Origin of the sequence: Pseudomonas sp. BO3-4, assembly GCF_034044115.1 — a bacterium.
Classification (GTDB): domain Bacteria; phylum Pseudomonadota; class Gammaproteobacteria; order Pseudomonadales; family Pseudomonadaceae; genus Aquipseudomonas; species Aquipseudomonas alloputida.
In genome coordinates this window covers 5,237,536-5,251,362 of the sequence record NZ_CP139018.1, presented here as the reverse complement: position 1 = coordinate 5,251,362, position 13,827 = coordinate 5,237,536, and the positions used below count along the sequence as shown (strand labels likewise).

16 protein-coding genes are annotated in these 13,827 nt (G+C 60.0%); 11 read left to right on the top strand and 5 right to left on the bottom strand.

What is annotated here, in order from left to right; translation table 11 throughout:
• The first annotated feature begins 43 nt into the window (after positions 1-43).
• Positions 44-1,249, top strand: a complete 1,206-nt coding sequence (locus tag REH59_RS24165; protein ID WP_265536574.1) for an ISL3 family transposase — start codon at positions 44-46, stop codon at positions 1,247-1,249.
• A 48-nt stretch (positions 1,250-1,297) separates the two neighbouring features.
• Here the strand turns inward: REH59_RS24165 and REH59_RS24160 are convergent, their stop codons facing one another.
• Positions 1,298-1,735 (bottom strand): YhcB family protein, encoded by a 438-nt coding sequence (locus REH59_RS24160; protein WP_003251807.1) that lies wholly within the window; start codon positions 1,733-1,735, stop codon positions 1,298-1,300.
• A gap of 135 nt (positions 1,736-1,870) precedes the next feature.
• Here REH59_RS24160 and REH59_RS24155 point away from each other — a divergent pair, with 135 nt between their 5' ends.
• From REH59_RS24155 to zapE, 3 genes are all read left to right on the top strand, one after another.
• Positions 1,871-2,506 (top strand): alpha/beta hydrolase, encoded by a 636-nt coding sequence (locus tag REH59_RS24155; protein WP_014861327.1) that lies wholly within the window; start codon positions 1,871-1,873, stop codon positions 2,504-2,506.
• 25 nt (positions 2,507-2,531) lie between these two features.
• Positions 2,532-3,881, top strand: coding sequence for a tryptophan--tRNA ligase (locus REH59_RS24150; protein ID WP_014861328.1), 1,350 nt, complete (start codon positions 2,532-2,534; stop codon positions 3,879-3,881).
• A gap of 212 nt (positions 3,882-4,093) precedes the next feature.
• Positions 4,094-5,188 (top strand): cell division protein ZapE, encoded by a 1,095-nt coding sequence (gene zapE / locus REH59_RS24145; RefSeq protein ID WP_003251813.1) that lies wholly within the window; start codon positions 4,094-4,096, stop codon positions 5,186-5,188.
• A gap of 106 nt (positions 5,189-5,294) precedes the next feature.
• On the opposite strand, the gene REH59_RS24140 is transcribed toward zapE, so the two are convergent.
• Both REH59_RS24140 and REH59_RS24135 read right to left on the bottom strand, forming a co-directional pair.
• On the bottom strand, positions 5,295-6,215 hold the full coding sequence (locus REH59_RS24140; protein ID WP_173881439.1) for a GlxA family transcriptional regulator: 921 nt from the start codon (positions 6,213-6,215) through the stop codon (positions 5,295-5,297).
• A 190-nt stretch (positions 6,216-6,405) separates the two neighbouring features.
• Positions 6,406-7,446, bottom strand: a complete 1,041-nt coding sequence (locus REH59_RS24135) for an NADP(H)-dependent aldo-keto reductase (protein WP_003251817.1) — start codon at positions 7,444-7,446, stop codon at positions 6,406-6,408.
• Between the two features lie 258 nt (positions 7,447-7,704).
• On the opposite strand from REH59_RS24135, the gene rplM reads away from it, so the two are divergent.
• The 7 genes from rplM (at position 7,705) to REH59_RS24100 (ending at position 12,568) form a co-directional block, all read left to right on the top strand.
• The gene (rplM, locus tag REH59_RS24130; RefSeq protein WP_003251819.1) at positions 7,705-8,133 is read left to right on the top strand and encodes a 50S ribosomal protein L13; all 429 of its coding nucleotides are present in this window, start codon (positions 7,705-7,707) and stop codon (positions 8,131-8,133) included.
• Between the two features lie 14 nt (positions 8,134-8,147).
• Positions 8,148-8,540, top strand: a complete 393-nt coding sequence (gene rpsI / locus REH59_RS24125) for a 30S ribosomal protein S9 (protein WP_003251821.1) — start codon at positions 8,148-8,150, stop codon at positions 8,538-8,540.
• A 262-nt stretch (positions 8,541-8,802) separates the two neighbouring features.
• Complete coding sequence (gene petA / locus REH59_RS24120) at positions 8,803-9,396, top strand: ubiquinol-cytochrome c reductase iron-sulfur subunit (protein WP_003251823.1); 594 nt, start codon at positions 8,803-8,805, stop codon at positions 9,394-9,396.
• Complete coding sequence (locus REH59_RS24115; protein WP_003251825.1) at positions 9,396-10,607, top strand: cytochrome b; 1,212 nt, start codon at positions 9,396-9,398, stop codon at positions 10,605-10,607. Before petA ends, REH59_RS24115 begins: the two co-directional genes overlap by 1 nt.
• Positions 10,607-11,386 (top strand): cytochrome c1, encoded by a 780-nt coding sequence (locus tag REH59_RS24110; RefSeq protein WP_003251826.1) that lies wholly within the window; start codon positions 10,607-10,609, stop codon positions 11,384-11,386. The genes REH59_RS24115 and REH59_RS24110 overlap by 1 nt, the downstream gene beginning before the upstream one ends.
• A gap of 116 nt (positions 11,387-11,502) precedes the next feature.
• Positions 11,503-12,126 (top strand): glutathione S-transferase N-terminal domain-containing protein, encoded by a 624-nt coding sequence (locus REH59_RS24105; RefSeq protein WP_003251828.1) that lies wholly within the window; start codon positions 11,503-11,505, stop codon positions 12,124-12,126.
• A gap of 10 nt (positions 12,127-12,136) precedes the next feature.
• Positions 12,137-12,568 carry a ClpXP protease specificity-enhancing factor gene (locus tag REH59_RS24100; protein WP_003251830.1) on the top strand — a complete coding sequence of 144 codons (432 nt, stop codon included), beginning with the start codon at positions 12,137-12,139 and terminating at the stop codon, positions 12,566-12,568.
• A 60-nt stretch (positions 12,569-12,628) separates the two neighbouring features.
• Here the strand turns inward: REH59_RS24100 and REH59_RS24095 are convergent, their stop codons facing one another.
• Positions 12,629-13,207 carry a BON domain-containing protein gene (locus REH59_RS24095; protein WP_004575118.1) on the bottom strand — a complete coding sequence of 193 codons (579 nt, stop codon included), beginning with the start codon at positions 13,205-13,207 and terminating at the stop codon, positions 12,629-12,631.
• Positions 13,204-13,797: a phosphoheptose isomerase gene (locus REH59_RS24090; protein WP_012053657.1), complete on the bottom strand. Its 594-nt coding sequence runs from the start codon at positions 13,795-13,797 to the stop codon at positions 13,204-13,206. The genes REH59_RS24095 and REH59_RS24090 overlap by 4 nt, the downstream gene beginning before the upstream one ends.
• Positions 13,798-13,827: the final 30 nt, after the last annotated feature.

Below are 13,827 nucleotides of genomic sequence, written 5' to 3'. Positions count from 1 at the left end.
ATGATGTTCGTGCGAGCAAACACATCAACAAACCGGCGTTCTTGTGCACGATATTAATACGTTTCTGCCCTTTTGGGAGGGCTTTTCTGTCATTGCCATCAGGCCTGACGGCGACGATCTGCTGATCGACCTGATTCCGCAGCCCACTAGGTTCCCCACCTGCAGCGGCTGCCATCAGCCCAGCACCGCCATCCACGAATACTGCCAGCGCTCGATCCGTGATCTCCCCATTCTTGGCCATGCGGTACGGTTGAATGTGGAACTGCGGCGCGTTGGGTGTCGCGCATGCGGCAAGCGGATGGAGTCAGTCAGCTGGCTTGATCGCTATTCGCGTATGACCCAGCGCTTGGCCGAGGCCGTGATCCAGGCTTGCCAGCGGCTGCCTACCCTGCACGTCGCCGAGCTGTTTGACTTGCATTGGGACAGTGTGCGCTTGCTGGAACGACGAGCTCTACAAGCCGCTCTAGAGAAGCTACCAAAGGCCCAGCCCAGGCGCCTGGTGATGGACGAGTTCGCCCTGTTCAAAGGCCATCGCTACGCCAGCGTGGTGCTGGACGCCGATACCCGCCGGGTGCTGTGGATTGGTGAAGGACGTAGCAGAACGGCTATCAGGCCCTTCTTTGAAGAGCTGGGGCCAGAAGGCTGTGTGCGGATCGAAGCAGTGGCGATGGACATGAACACCGCATTTGACCTAGAGGTACGCCAACACTGCCCTCAGGCACGCGTGGTCTACGACCTGTTTCATGTAGTCGCCAAGTATGGGCGCGAGGTGATTGACCGGGTACGGGTCGACGAAGCCAACCGTCTGCGCCATGACAAACCCGCGCGCAGGGTGATCAAGCAAGCACGCTGGCTACTGCTGCGTAATCCGGAAAATCTCAAGCGAGAAGATCAACAGGTGCACCTGAGGGATCTGCTGTCGGCTAACCAATCGCTGATGACGGTTTATCTGATGAAAGCAGAGTTAAAAGCGCTGTGGTCGCCCACCACCGCCTGGGGTTGGCGATCAGCCTGGAAGCAGTGGCTGCGTCTGGCTGATGAAAGCGCGATACCGGCACTGAAGCAGTTTGCTAAACGCCTGAAGGGATACTGGCGCGGCATCTTGAGCAGGGTGCGATGGCCAATGCATACGGGCCAGCTGGAAGGCATCAACAACCGGATCAAGGTGATCAAGCGGATGGCTTACGGCTACCGGGACAGCGAATTCTTTTTCATGAAGATCAAGAATGACTTTCCCGGCAATCCGTGAAGAACCATAAAAAAGGCCTCTTGCGAGGCCTTTTGCATGTTCAGCAGATCAACGCTTGAGCCCGTAGCTCTCATCCAGCATGCCCGGCGAGTTAGGCACTTTCGGCGCATAGTCGCGCGGCACTTCGGCGGTGTCTTTAGGTGGGGTCAGGCGGTCACGCGGGCCTTGCGGTGCATCGGAGTGCAGCGCAGCCAGCAGGCGTTGGCGGGTGACGTCATCGAGGGCCAGGCTGTTGGCGCCTTCAGCCAGGTGATCCTGTACGTCCTGATAGCTCTGGGTCAGTTTCTTGACCAGCATGGCGGTGCTGTTGAAGTGGGTGACCACTTCGTTCTGGTAGCTGTCGAAGCGCTTCTGGATGTCATCCAGTTGACGCTGGGTGTTGCTCGGGGCCGCATTGGGCAGCAGGCGGGCAACAATGAAACCGACTGCCACACCGATGACCAGGGCCAGGGTTGGCAACAACCAAACAAGGAGCGAGAGTTCCACGAGTCCTTCCTCTATAAACGGCTTTGCTTTACGTTAACGGCTCAGACCTGCGCTGTATACCGCGAGCGATCGCAAATCAGAACAGAATTTCACACCTAGACGAATCGACCCTTCTCGAGGTCACGGAGTAGTGCCTTGCTTGTCCGCGAAACCCCCTTGTTCATCGATGGCCCCAGCGGCCAGCTGGAAGCGTTGTACCTGGACGTGGCGCAAGCCCGTGGCGCGGTGCTGATCTGCCACCCTAACCCGGTCCAGGGCGGCACCATGCTCAACAAGGTGGTCTCGACCCTGCAGCGCACCGCACGTGATGCCGGCTATGTGACCCTGCGTTTCAACTACCGTGGCGTCGGCCAGAGCGCCGGCAGCCACGACATGGGCGCTGGCGAAGTGGCCGATGCCGAGGCCGCAGCAGCATGGCTGCGTGCCAGGCACCCCGGGCTACCGTTGGTGCTGATGGGCTTTTCGTTCGGTGGTTTCGTTGCCACCAGCCTGGCCGGGCGCCTTGAAACGGCAGGCGTCGAGTTGCAGCACCTGTTCATGATCGCCCCGGCAGTCATGCGCCTGACCGCCGAATTCCCGCTGCCGCAGCGCTGCCCGCTCACCGTGGTGCAGCCGGACGCCGACGAAGTCGTCGCGCCGCAGCTGGTTTACGAATGGTCCGACAGCCTGCCGCGCCCCCGTGAGCTGCTGAAAGTGGCAGAATGCGGACACTTCTTCCATGGCAAGCTGACCGATCTGAAGGATCTGCTGCTGCCGCGCCTTTCGAACTGAGCCAAGCCTGAATAAGCGAACACCCATGACCACGCGCATTCTTACCGGTATCACCACCACCGGCACTCCGCACCTGGGCAACTACGCCGGCGCCATCCGCCCGGCGATCCGTGCCAGCCAGCAGCCCGGTGTCGACTCGTTCTACTTCCTGGCCGACTACCACGCCCTGATCAAGTGCGACGACCCGCTGCGCATCCAGCGCTCGCGCCTGGAAATCGCCGCCACCTGGCTGGCCGGTGGCCTGGACCCGGACAAGGTGACCTTCTATCGCCAGTCCGACATCCCGGAAATCCCCGAACTGACCTGGCTGCTGACCTGCGTTGCTGCCAAAGGCCTGCTGAACCGTGCGCATGCCTACAAGGCCTCGGTGGACAAGAACGTCGAGAACGGCGAAGACCCGGACGCCGGCGTGACTATGGGCCTGTTCAGCTACCCGGTGCTGATGGCCGCCGATATCCTGATGTTCAACGCCAACAAGGTGCCGGTCGGTCGTGACCAGATCCAGCACGTGGAAATGGCCCGCGATATCGGTCAGCGCTTCAACCATCTGTTCGGTCAAGGCAAGGACTTCTTCGCCTTGCCGGAGGCTGTGATCGAAGAAAGCGTGGCGACCCTGCCGGGCCTGGACGGGCGCAAGATGTCCAAGAGCTATGACAACACCATCCCGTTGTTCACCAGCGCCAAGGACATGAAAGACGCCATCTCGCGCATCGTCACCGATTCGCGCGCGCCCGGTGAGGCGAAAGACCCGGACAACGCGCACCTGTTCACCCTGTACCAGGCCTTCTCGACGCCTGAGCAGTGCGCCGGTTTCCGCGAAGAGCTGCTGCAGGGCCTGGGCTGGGGCGATGCCAAACAGCGCCTGTTCCAGCTGCTGGACGGCCAACTGGCCGAGAAGCGCGAGTACTATCACCAGCTGATCGCCCGGCCGGCGGACCTGGAAGACATCCTGCTGGCCGGCGCTGCCAAGGCCCGCAAGATCGCCACGCCGTTCCTTGAGCAGCTGCGCGAGGCCGTTGGCCTGCGTTCGTTCCGCAGCAGCGTGCAGGCCAGCACCGAGGTGAAGAAAAAAGCCACCAAGAGCGCGCGTTTTGTCAGCTTCCGTGATGAAGACGGCAGCTTCCGCTTCCGCCTGCTGGCCGCTGATGGCGAGCAACTGCTGTTGTCGCGCAGCTTCGCCGACGGCAAGAGTGCCGGCGCCGTGAGCAAGCAGCTGCAGCAAGGTGGCGAGGTTGATGTGCGCATCGAAGGCCTGAGCTTCGGCCTGTGGCTCAATGGCGAGCAGGTCGCCGACGGGCCGCAGTTCGACAACGCTGAAGCCCGTGATGCGGCCATTCAGAGCCTGAACGAAGCCTTGGCACCACAGCAGGACTGAGGCCGCCAAACGGTGGGAGCAACTGTCTTGCTCAATTTCTGAAAGCTGGCGCGATCCGTGTGGGAGCGGGCGTGCCCGCGAAACAGGCGCCGCGGTGCATGGCACCGGCTTTGCCGGTGTTCGCGGGCACGCCCGCTCCCACAGACTGATTGCCATTAAGCGGGCCTGTCGCTACAGTGACGGCCCGTTTTTTGTTGCCTCGCTAACGAATCATGACTCCCTTAGAACGCTATCAAGCAGATCTGAAACGTCCCGACTTCTTCCATGACGCGGCGCAGGAAACTGCGGTGCGTCACCTCCAGCGCCTGTACGACGACCTGGTGCACGCGCAGAACAACAAGCCGGGCGTGTTCGGCAAGCTGTTCGGCAAGAAGGAGCAGACCCCGGTCAAGGGCCTGTACTTCTGGGGTGGGGTGGGGCGAGGCAAGACCTACCTGGTTGATACCTTCTACGAAGCGCTGCCGTTCAAGCAGAAGATGCGTACGCACTTCCACCGCTTCATGAAGCGTGTGCACGAGGAGATGAAAACCCTCAAGGGCGAGAAGAACCCGCTGACCCTCATTGCCAAGCGCTTCAGCGAAGAAGCCAAGGTGATCTGCTTCGACGAATTCTTCGTGTCGGACATTACCGACGCCATGATCCTCGGCACCTTGATGGAAGAGCTGTTCAAGAATGGCGTGTCGCTGGTGGCCACCTCCAACATCGTGCCGGACGGCCTGTACAAGGACGGCCTGCAGCGTGCGCGCTTCCTGCCGGCCATCGCCATGATCAAGCAGTACACCGACGTGGTTAACGTCGATAGCGGGGTCGACTACCGCCTGCGTCACCTGGAGCAGGCTGAACTGTTCCACTTCCCACTCGATGACGCGGCGCACCAGAGCATGCGCGCCAGCTTCAAGGCGCTCACCCCTGAGTGCACCCAGGCGATCGAAAACGACGTGCTGATGATCGAGAACCGCCCGATCAATGCCCTGCGTACTTGCGACGACGTCGCCTGGTTTGACTTCCGCGCCCTGTGCGACGGGCCGCGTAGCCAGAACGACTACATTGAGCTGGGCAAGATCTTCCACGCCGTATTGCTGAGCAACGTGGAGCAGATGGGCGTCACCACCGACGACATCGCCCGTCGTTTCATCAACATGGTGGACGAGTTCTACGATCGCAACGTCAAGCTGATCATCTCGGCCGAGGTGGAGTTGAAGGACCTGTATACCGGTGGGCGTCTGAGCTTCGAGTTCCAGCGTACCCTGAGCCGGTTGCTGGAGATGCAATCGCACGAGTTCCTGGCGCGCGCACACAAGCCCTGACGGCAGCGGCAAGCGTCAGGCGACAAGGAAAGTTCAGGGCAATGCGCGATCCGCTCTGGTTTTTCCTTGTCGCTTCAAGCTCGAAACCTGCCGCTCTGGAAGCCTTTCAGGCTTCCTGCATGAACTGCTGCCGATACTGGTTCGGCGACAACTCGGTGTGTTGGCGGAACAGCCGCGCAAAGAAACTGGCATCGTCATACCCCACCTCGTAACTGATGGTCTTGATGCTCTTGCGCGTACTCGACAACAACCCCTTGGCTGTCTCGATGCGTAACCGCTGCAGGTAATGCAGCGGCTTGTCACCCGTTGCGCCCTGGAAGCGACGCATGAAGTTGCGGATGCTCATGCCGTGGTTGCGGGCCACATCCTCGAAGCGGAACTTGTCGGCGAAGTGTTCCTCCAGCCAGTGCTGGATCTGCAGGATGATCAGGTCCTGGTGCAGTTTCTGCCCGCCAAAGCCCATGCGCCCCGGGGTGTAGTTGCGTTGCACTTCGTAGAGGATATCGCGGGACACTGCACGGGCCACGTTGGCACCGCAGAAGCGTTCGATCAGGTAGATGTACAGGTCGCAGGCCGAGGTTGCACCGCCGGCGCAATAGATATTGTCGGCATCGGTCAGGTGCTTGTCCTGGTTCAGGCGAATCTTCGGGAAGCGTTCGGCAAAGCTGTTGAAGAAGCGCCAGTAGGTGGTCGCTTCCTTGCCATCGAGCAGGCCGGATTCGGCCAGCCAGAACACACCACTGGCCTCGGCGCACAGCACCGCGCCACGCGCGTGCTGTTCACGCAGCCACGGCAGCACCTGTGGGTAACGCTGCAGCAAGTTGTCGAAATCATCCCAGTAGGCCGGGAGGATGATCACATCGGCGTCGTCCAGGCCGCCGTCAACCGGTAACTGCACATTGCTGAAGCTGTCCACGGGCTGGCTGTCGGGGCTCACCAGGCGGATGTCGAACATGGGCTGCAAGCCCAGGCCCAGCTGCTTGCTATAGCGCAGGCTGGCGAGGTGGAAGAAGTCCTTGGCCTGCATCAAGGTCGAAGCGAACACCTTGTCAATGGCCAGGATGCTGACGCGCCGCAGCGACGCTGAGGGTTGGGTAAACATCATTGTCATTGTTCTTATAGGGTAGAGTGGTCAATCACCGGCTGGATCGTCTTATTTTTTGGCGATTGTGTCTACCCCATGTAACAGCGGCGCAAAGCGGGGCGCAGTGTTTGGCTCAAGGTGCCGGGTTGGGCTGCTCCTGATGAATGGCTTCGATCGCTGTCAGCAGATCGGCGCTCAGGTTCAGTTCAAGGCTGGCCAGGTTGCTGTCCAGCTGCTGCAGGCTGGTGGCACCTATGATGTTGCTGGTCACGAACGGCTGTCGGGTGACGAACGCCAGGGCCATTTGCGCCGGGTCCAGGCCGTGCTCGCGGGCCAGCTGCACGTAGCGGCTGCAGGCCGCCACGGTCTGTGGGTTGGAGTAACGGGCAAAGCGGCTGAACAGGGTCAGGCGTGCATTGTCCGGCCGTGCGCCGTTCTCGTACTTGCCCGAGAGCATGCCGAAGGCAAGCGGCGAATAGGCCAGCAGGCCACACTGCTCGCGTATGGCCACTTCTGCCAGGCCCACCTCGAAGCTGCGGTTGAGCAGGTTGTACGGGTTCTGGATCGATACCGCCCGCGGCCAGCCACGGCTCTCGGCCAGTTGCAGGAACTTCATGGTGCCCCACGGCGTTTCGTTGGACAGGCCGATGTGGCGGATCTTGCCCGCACGCACCTGCTCGTCGAGCACTTCGAGGGTTTCTTCCAGTGGGGTGAAGTGATCCTGCGGCAGGTGCTGGTAGCCCAGCTTGCCGAAGAAGTTGGTGCTGCGCTCTGGCCAGTGCAACTGGTACAGGTCGATGCGGTCGGTCTGCAGGCGCTTGAGGCTTTCGTCCAGCGCCGCGACGATGTGCTGACGGTTGTGCTTGAGCTGCCCGTCACGGATATGGCTGATGCCGTTGCCCGGGCCTGCAACCTTGCTGGCCAGGATCCACGCGTCGCGGTCGCCATGGTCACGGAACCAGTTGCCGATGATGCGCTCGGTGGCCGCGTAGGTCTCCGGGCGGGGAGGGACCGGATACATCTCGGCGGTGTCGATGAAGTTGACCCCGGCGGCCTTGGCCCGGGCAATTTGCTCGTAGGCCTCGGCCTGGATGTTCTGCTCGCCCCAGGTCATGGTGCCCAGGCACAGGGCGCTGACGTTGAGGTCGGTACGGCCGAGCTGGCGGTATTCCATCGGTTAGTCACTCCTTGGCAATAGAAGCCAATCAAAGCAGGTTGAAATTTTTCGCGCAATCTGGATAATTCAGCCCCTCTCCGCGTGGCGGAAGTGATGCACCATCACGCAGGAAGAACCCCGTCGAACATTGGCGTGCCCGACCCGAGCCCCCAAAAGCGTCTGTGTTCGGCTGCGCGCTTGCCCTTGGCAAGCTGTGCACTATCCAGTAAGATTCGCCGTCTATTTTTCGCTGGGCGGCCTCTGAGGCTTTAGAGAATGAAAACTTTTACTGCTAAACCGGAAACAGTAAAGCGCGAGTGGTTCGTAGTCGACGCCGCTGGCCAGACCCTGGGTCGTCTGGCTACCGAAATCGCTACCCGTCTGCGTGGCAAACACAAACCAGAATACACCCCTCACGTTGACACCGGCGACTACATCGTCGTTATCAACGCCGAGCAGGTTCGTGTGACTGGTGCCAAGTCTTCCGACAAAATGTACTACTCCCACTCCGGTTTCCCAGGCGGTATCAAGGAAATCAACTTCGAGAAGTTGATCGCCAAGGCCCCTGAGCGTGTTATCGAAACTGCGGTCAAAGGCATGCTGCCTAAGAACCCGCTGGGTCGCGACATGTACCGCAAGCTGAAAGTGTACGCGGGTGCTGCTCACCCACACACTGCTCAGCAGCCTCAAGAACTGAAGATCTAACGGGATAGTTCATTATGTCGGCGACTCAAAATTACGGCACTGGCCGTCGCAAGACCGCAACCGCTCGCGTATTCCTGCGTCCGGGTACTGGTAACATTTCCATCAACAACCGTTCTCTGGACGTGTTCTTCGGTCGCGAAACCGCTCGCATGGTTGTTCGCCAGCCGCTCGAGCTGACTGAATCCGTTGAGAAATTCGACATCTACGTCACCGTTTCCGGTGGTGGTGTCAGCGGTCAGGCCGGTGCGATCCGTCACGGTATCACCCGCGCTCTGATGGAATACGACGAAACCCTGCGTGGCGCTCTGCGTCGTGCTGGCTACGTCACCCGCGACGCTCGTGAAGTTGAGCGTAAGAAAGTGGGTCTGCGTAAAGCGCGTAAGCGTCCTCAGTACTCCAAGCGTTAATACCGCTTCGGCAGTCGAAAAAAGCCCGGTTCCTTGGAACCGGGCTTTTTTTTTAGCCTTGAACTAACCTGTCAGCAGTCAGTGGCCGCTTGTCGCATAGACGTAGATCAAGCAAAGCGTGGGTTGTCGCCCTTGCCGGGGTAATCACCTTGTCAGTGTGTGGATTTGTTTCTTACCATGGCGGCCAATTTTTAGTGCCATTGACACAACCTAAGTACAGGCCAGGTCCAACTGGCCAAGCAAGCTGATGGGAGAGGACTGAATGAGCAATGACGGCGTCAACGCAGGCCGGCGCCGCTTCCTCGTAGCCGCGACATCCGTGGTCGGGGCGGCGGGGGCAGTGGGGGCTGCGGTACCGTTCGTGGGGTCATGGTTTCCCAGTGCCAAGGCGAAAGCCGCGGGTGCACCGGTGAAGGTCAACATCGCCAAGGTCGAGGCGGGGCAGCAGATGGTGGCCGAGTGGCGTGGCCAGCCCGTATTCATCGTGCGGCGAACGGAGGAAATCCTTGGCAATCTGAAAAAAATCACGGGTGACCTGTCCGACCCCGAGTCCAAGGCCTCGGTACAGCCAGCGTACGTCGACCCTGAGGTTCGCTCGATCAAGCCGGAAATTCTTATTCTCGTCGGCCTGTGCACGCACCTGGGCTGCTCGCCCACCTTCCGACCAGAGGTGGCGCCCGCCGACCTTGGGCCGAAGTGGGTAGGTGGTTACTTCTGCCCATGCCACGGCTCTCACTATGACCTGGCTGGCCGTGTCTACAAGTCCCAGCCAGCGCCTCTCAACCTGCCCGTGCCACCGCACTCTTATGAGTCGGACGAGATCATCGTCATTGGCGTCGACCAGGAGAACGCATGATGAGCAAGTTCATGGACTGGATTGATGCTCGCTTCCCCGCCACCAAGATGTGGGAAGACCACCTCAGCAAGTATTACGCACCCAAGAACTTCAACTTCCTGTACTTCTTCGGCTCCCTGGCATTGCTGGTGCTGGTCAACCAGATCGTGACCGGCGTGTGGCTGACCATGAGCTTCACGCCCTCGGCGGAAGAGGCGTTCGCCTCGGTCGAGTACATCATGCGCGACGTGGAATACGGCTGGATTCTGCGCTACCTGCACTCCACGGGGGCGTCAGCGTTCTTCATCGTGGTCTACCTGCACATGTTCCGCGGCCTGCTCTATGGCTCCTATCAGAAGCCACGCGAGCTGGTCTGGCTGTTCGGCATGCTGATCTATCTGGCGCTGATGGCTGAAGCGTTCATGGGCTACCTGCTGCCATGGGGGCAGATGTCGTACTGGGGCGCCCAGGTGATCATCTCGCTGTTCGGTGCCATCCCGGTGATCGGTGATGACCTTACCCAGTGGATCCGTGGTGACTACCTGATCTCGGGCATCACCCTGAACCGCTTCTTCGCCCTGCATGTGGTTGCCCTGCCAATCGTGATTCTTGGCCTGGTGGTACTGCACATCCTCGCCTTGCACGAAGTGGGTTCGAACAACCCTGATGGCGTCGACATCAAGAAGAAAAAGGACGAAAACGGTATTCCGCTGGATGGTATTCCGTTCCACCCGTACTACACCGTCAAAGACATTGTCGGCGTGGTGGTGTTCCTGTTCGTGTTCTGCGCTGTGGTGTTCTTCTTCCCTGAAATGGGCGGTTACTTCCTCGAGAAACCTAACTTCGAGCAGGCCAACGCCTTCAAGACCCCAGAGCACATCGCGCCGGTGTGGTACTTCACACCGTTCTACGCAATCCTGCGTGCGGTGCCTGACAAGCTGATGGGCGTCATTGCCATGGGGGCGGCCATCGCCGTGCTGTTCGTACTGCCCTGGCTCGACCGCAGCCCAGTGCGTTCCATGCGTTACAAGGGCTGGATCAGCAAGGTCTTCCTGCTGGTGTTCTGCGTGGCCTTCGTCATCCTCGGCGTGCTGGGCGTACTGGCACCGACACCTGGGCGTACCTTGTTGTCGCAGGTATGCACGGTGCTGTACTTCGCCTACTTCCTGCTGATGCCGTTCTACACAAGGCTTGAGAAGACCAAACCGGTTCCGGAAAGGGTGACTGGCTGATGAAAAAGTTGATTGCAGTATTTTTGCTGGCAGTGATGCCTGCCTTTTCCTTCGCTGCCGAAACTGGCCTGGAGCTGGACAAGGTCGATATCGACCTGACTGACAAGGCCGCCATGCAGGACGGTGCGCGTACTTTCGCCAACTATTGCATGGGGTGTCACAGTGCCAAGTTCCAGCGTTACGAGCGGGTGGCTGATGACCTGGGTATCCCGCATGAATTGATGCTCGAGAAGCTGGTGTTCACGGGCGCCAAGATTGGTGACCACATGCAGATCGGCATGAAGCCCAGCGACGCCAAGACCTGGTTTGGTGCCGCGCCGCCCGACCTGACCTTGGTCGCCCGCGTGCGCGGTACCGATTGGCTTTACACCTACCTGCGCAGCTTCTATGAGGACCCATCGCGCCCTTACGGGGTGAACAACAAGGTGTTCCCGAACGTCGGCATGCCTAACGTGCTGGTGGGTCTGCAAGGTAACCAGGTGGTGGGTTGCAAGCAGGTGCAGACGGTGGTCGAGGGCAAGAAGCAATTCGACCCGTTGACCGGCAGCCCGTTGACCCATGAAGCTTGCGATCAGCTGACCATTACGCCGAATTCCGGTACCCTGACGACCGAGCAGTTCGACGAGAAGGTCAAGAACCTTGTGACCTTCCTGGCCTATTCGGCCAACCCAGTCAAACTGGAAAGCCAGCGCATCGGCACCTATGTGTTGCTGTACCTGGCTTTCTTCTTCGTATTCGCCTACTTGCTCAAGCGTGAATATTGGAAGGACGTGCACTGATCACGCAGTAGTTTCTGGTTGTTGAACGCGCCCGGGGTGGCCTAGCAGTATTGCCAGGCCACCCCGGGCGCGTTTTCATTTAAAGTTGCACAAGCATCCGTGCGAGGAGCCGCTACATGGGCGCAACCAACAGGTTAGCCTGCTATTCCGATCCCGCTGATCACTATTCTCATCGGGTGCGCCTGGTTCTGGCCGAGAAGGGCGTCAGCGTGCAGTTGATCGATGTCGATCCCGCCCGCCTGCCGCCGAAGCTGGCCGAGGTCAACCCTTATGGCAGCGTGCCGACCTTGGTCGATCGTGACCTGGCGTTGTATGAATCGACCGTGGTGATGGAATACCTCGAGGAGCGTTACCCGCACCCGCCGCTGATGCCGGTATACCCGGTTGCGCGTGGCAACAGCCGTCTGCTGATGCACCGCATCCAGCGCGACTGGTGTGCCTTGGCCGATACCGTGCTTGACCCGCGTAGCAGTGAAGCTGCCCGAACCGAAGCGCGCAAGGCCTTGCGCGAAAGCCTGACCGGGGTCTCGCCGTTGTTTGGCGAGTTCGCCTGCTTCATGAGTGATGAGCAAAGCCTGGTCGATTGCTGTCTATTGCCCATACTCTGGCGTTTGCCGGTGTTGGGTATCGAATTGCCGCGGCAAGCCAAGCCGCTGCTGGATTACATGGAGCGCCAGTTCGCCCGCGAGCCTTTTCAGGCGAGCCTGTCCTCCGTAGAACGTGAAATGCGCAAGCTTTAAGGAGCCGTTGATGAACTCCAGTCGCCCCTATCTGGTTCGAGCACTGTACGAGTGGATCGTCGACAACGATTGCACGCCCCATATGCTGGTCAATGCCGAATTCCCGAAAGTTCAGGTGCCGGATGGTTTCGCCAGTGATGGCCAGATCGTCTTGAATATCTCGCCAAGTGCCGTGCGTAGCCTGCACATGGACAATGACGCAGTCAGCTTCGAGGGCCGCTTCAGTGGTGTGGCTCACTCGCTGTTCGTGCCGGTTGGTGCAATCCTGGGTATCTACGCCCGCGAAAATGGCCAGGGTATGGTCTTCGAGCTGGAGCCGTCTTCGATGGATGGCGACGAGCTCGAAGACGATGATGTGCAGCCGGATGACGATGGCCCGCCAGACGATGGAGGGCAGCCGCCGCGTCCGACTGGCCGGCCAAGCCTGAAAGTGGTCAAGTAACAAAAAAGGCGATCCAGATGGATCGCCTTTTTTGTTTGGCCTGTCCAGGCAATCACTGAGTCAATCGATGTACTCGAACAGCTTGACGATCTTCTGCACGCCCGACACGCCCTGCACCACGGCAGTGGCCGAGTTGGCTTCTTGACGGGTGACCAGACCCAGCAGGTAGACGATGCCGTTTTCGGTAATCACCTTGATGCGCGAGCTGGGCACGGCGTTGTCGGTCAGCATCTGGGTCTTGATCTTGGTGGTCAGCCAGGCGTCGTTGTTGCGCGCCAGAATGGAGGAGGGCTGCATCACTTGCAGCTCATTGTGTACTTTCTTGACCCGTTGGACCTGGCTGGCCGTTTGCTCCGCGAGGCTCTTGAGCTCGGCGCGTGGGGTCTGCCCGGCCAGCAGGACGATACCGTTGTAGCTGCTGACAACGATGTGCGAGCCCTTGTCCAGGTCTGGGTTGGCTTTGGAAATGTTCACGGCAGCCTTGGTCTCGATCAGCGAGTCGTCGATCTTGCTGCCGATGGTGCGCGTGCCGCGATCGTCCTCGATCGGCGAATTGCGGGTAGAGGTGAGTACCGAGCTGCAACCAGTGACGCTCAGGCACAGGGTCAGGGCCATCAGGCCCAGGCGCATAGGGGTCATTCTTCACTCCCGAACAGTTGGCTGTCGATCAGATCGCACAGGCAGTGGATCGCCAGCAGGTGGACTTCCTGGATACGCGCGGTAACTGTCGAAGGCACGCGGATTTCCACGTCTTCGGGCAGCAGCAGCGAAGCCATGCCGCCGCCATCGCGACCCGTCAATGCTACGACAATCATTTCACGGTCATGTGCGGCCTGGATTGCCTGGATTACGTTGGCCGAATTGCCGCTGGTGGAGATCGCCAGCAGAACGTCACCGGGCTGGCCCAGGGCGCGGATCTGCTTGGAAAAGACTTCGTTGTAGCTGTAGTCGTTGGCGATCGAGGTCAGGGTCGAGCTGTCGGTGGTCAGCGCGATGGCTGGCAGGCTGGGACGCTCGCGCTCGAAGCGGTTGAGCAGCTCCGATGAAAAGTGCTGGGCATCGCCGGCCGAGCCGCCGTTGCCGCAGGCGAGCATCTTGCCCTCGTTGAGCAACGCATTGACCATGACCAGGCTGGCCTGCTCGATGTGCGGTGCCAGGATGTCCATTGCCTGTTGCTTGGTTTCGATGCTGGCCTCGAACAGCCGGCGAATTCGGGATTGCATGTCCATCTGGTGACCTTAAATGGGGCGGTGGCCTTT

What these genes read in the sequence shown, in the direction of transcription:
- REH59_RS24150 (WP_014861328.1), top strand. Translation starts at nt 2,532, where the DNA reads ATGACCACGCGCATTCTTACCGGTATCACCACCACCGGCACTCCGCAC.
- zapE (WP_003251813.1), top strand. Translation starts at nt 4,094, where the DNA reads ATGACTCCCTTAGAACGCTATCAAGCAGATCTGAAACGTCCCGACTTC.
- REH59_RS24140 (WP_173881439.1), bottom strand. Translation starts at nt 6,215, where the DNA reads ATGCAGGCCAAGGACTTCTTCCACCTCGCCAGCCTGCGCTATAGCAAG.
- REH59_RS24135 (WP_003251817.1), bottom strand. Translation starts at nt 7,446, where the DNA reads ATGGAATACCGCCAGCTCGGCCGTACCGACCTCAACGTCAGCGCCCTG.
- rplM (WP_003251819.1), top strand. Translation starts at nt 7,705, where the DNA reads ATGAAAACTTTTACTGCTAAACCGGAAACAGTAAAGCGCGAGTGGTTC.
- rpsI (WP_003251821.1), top strand. Translation starts at nt 8,148, where the DNA reads ATGTCGGCGACTCAAAATTACGGCACTGGCCGTCGCAAGACCGCAACC.
- petA (WP_003251823.1), top strand. Translation starts at nt 8,803, where the DNA reads ATGAGCAATGACGGCGTCAACGCAGGCCGGCGCCGCTTCCTCGTAGCC.
- REH59_RS24115 (WP_003251825.1), top strand. Translation starts at nt 9,396, where the DNA reads ATGAGCAAGTTCATGGACTGGATTGATGCTCGCTTCCCCGCCACCAAG.
- REH59_RS24110 (WP_003251826.1), top strand. Translation starts at nt 10,607, where the DNA reads ATGAAAAAGTTGATTGCAGTATTTTTGCTGGCAGTGATGCCTGCCTTT.
- REH59_RS24105 (WP_003251828.1), top strand. Translation starts at nt 11,503, where the DNA reads ATGGGCGCAACCAACAGGTTAGCCTGCTATTCCGATCCCGCTGATCAC.
- REH59_RS24100 (WP_003251830.1), top strand. Translation starts at nt 12,137, where the DNA reads ATGAACTCCAGTCGCCCCTATCTGGTTCGAGCACTGTACGAGTGGATC.
- REH59_RS24095 (WP_004575118.1), bottom strand. Translation starts at nt 13,207, where the DNA reads ATGACCCCTATGCGCCTGGGCCTGATGGCCCTGACCCTGTGCCTGAGC.
- REH59_RS24090 (WP_012053657.1), bottom strand. Translation starts at nt 13,797, where the DNA reads ATGGACATGCAATCCCGAATTCGCCGGCTGTTCGAGGCCAGCATCGAA.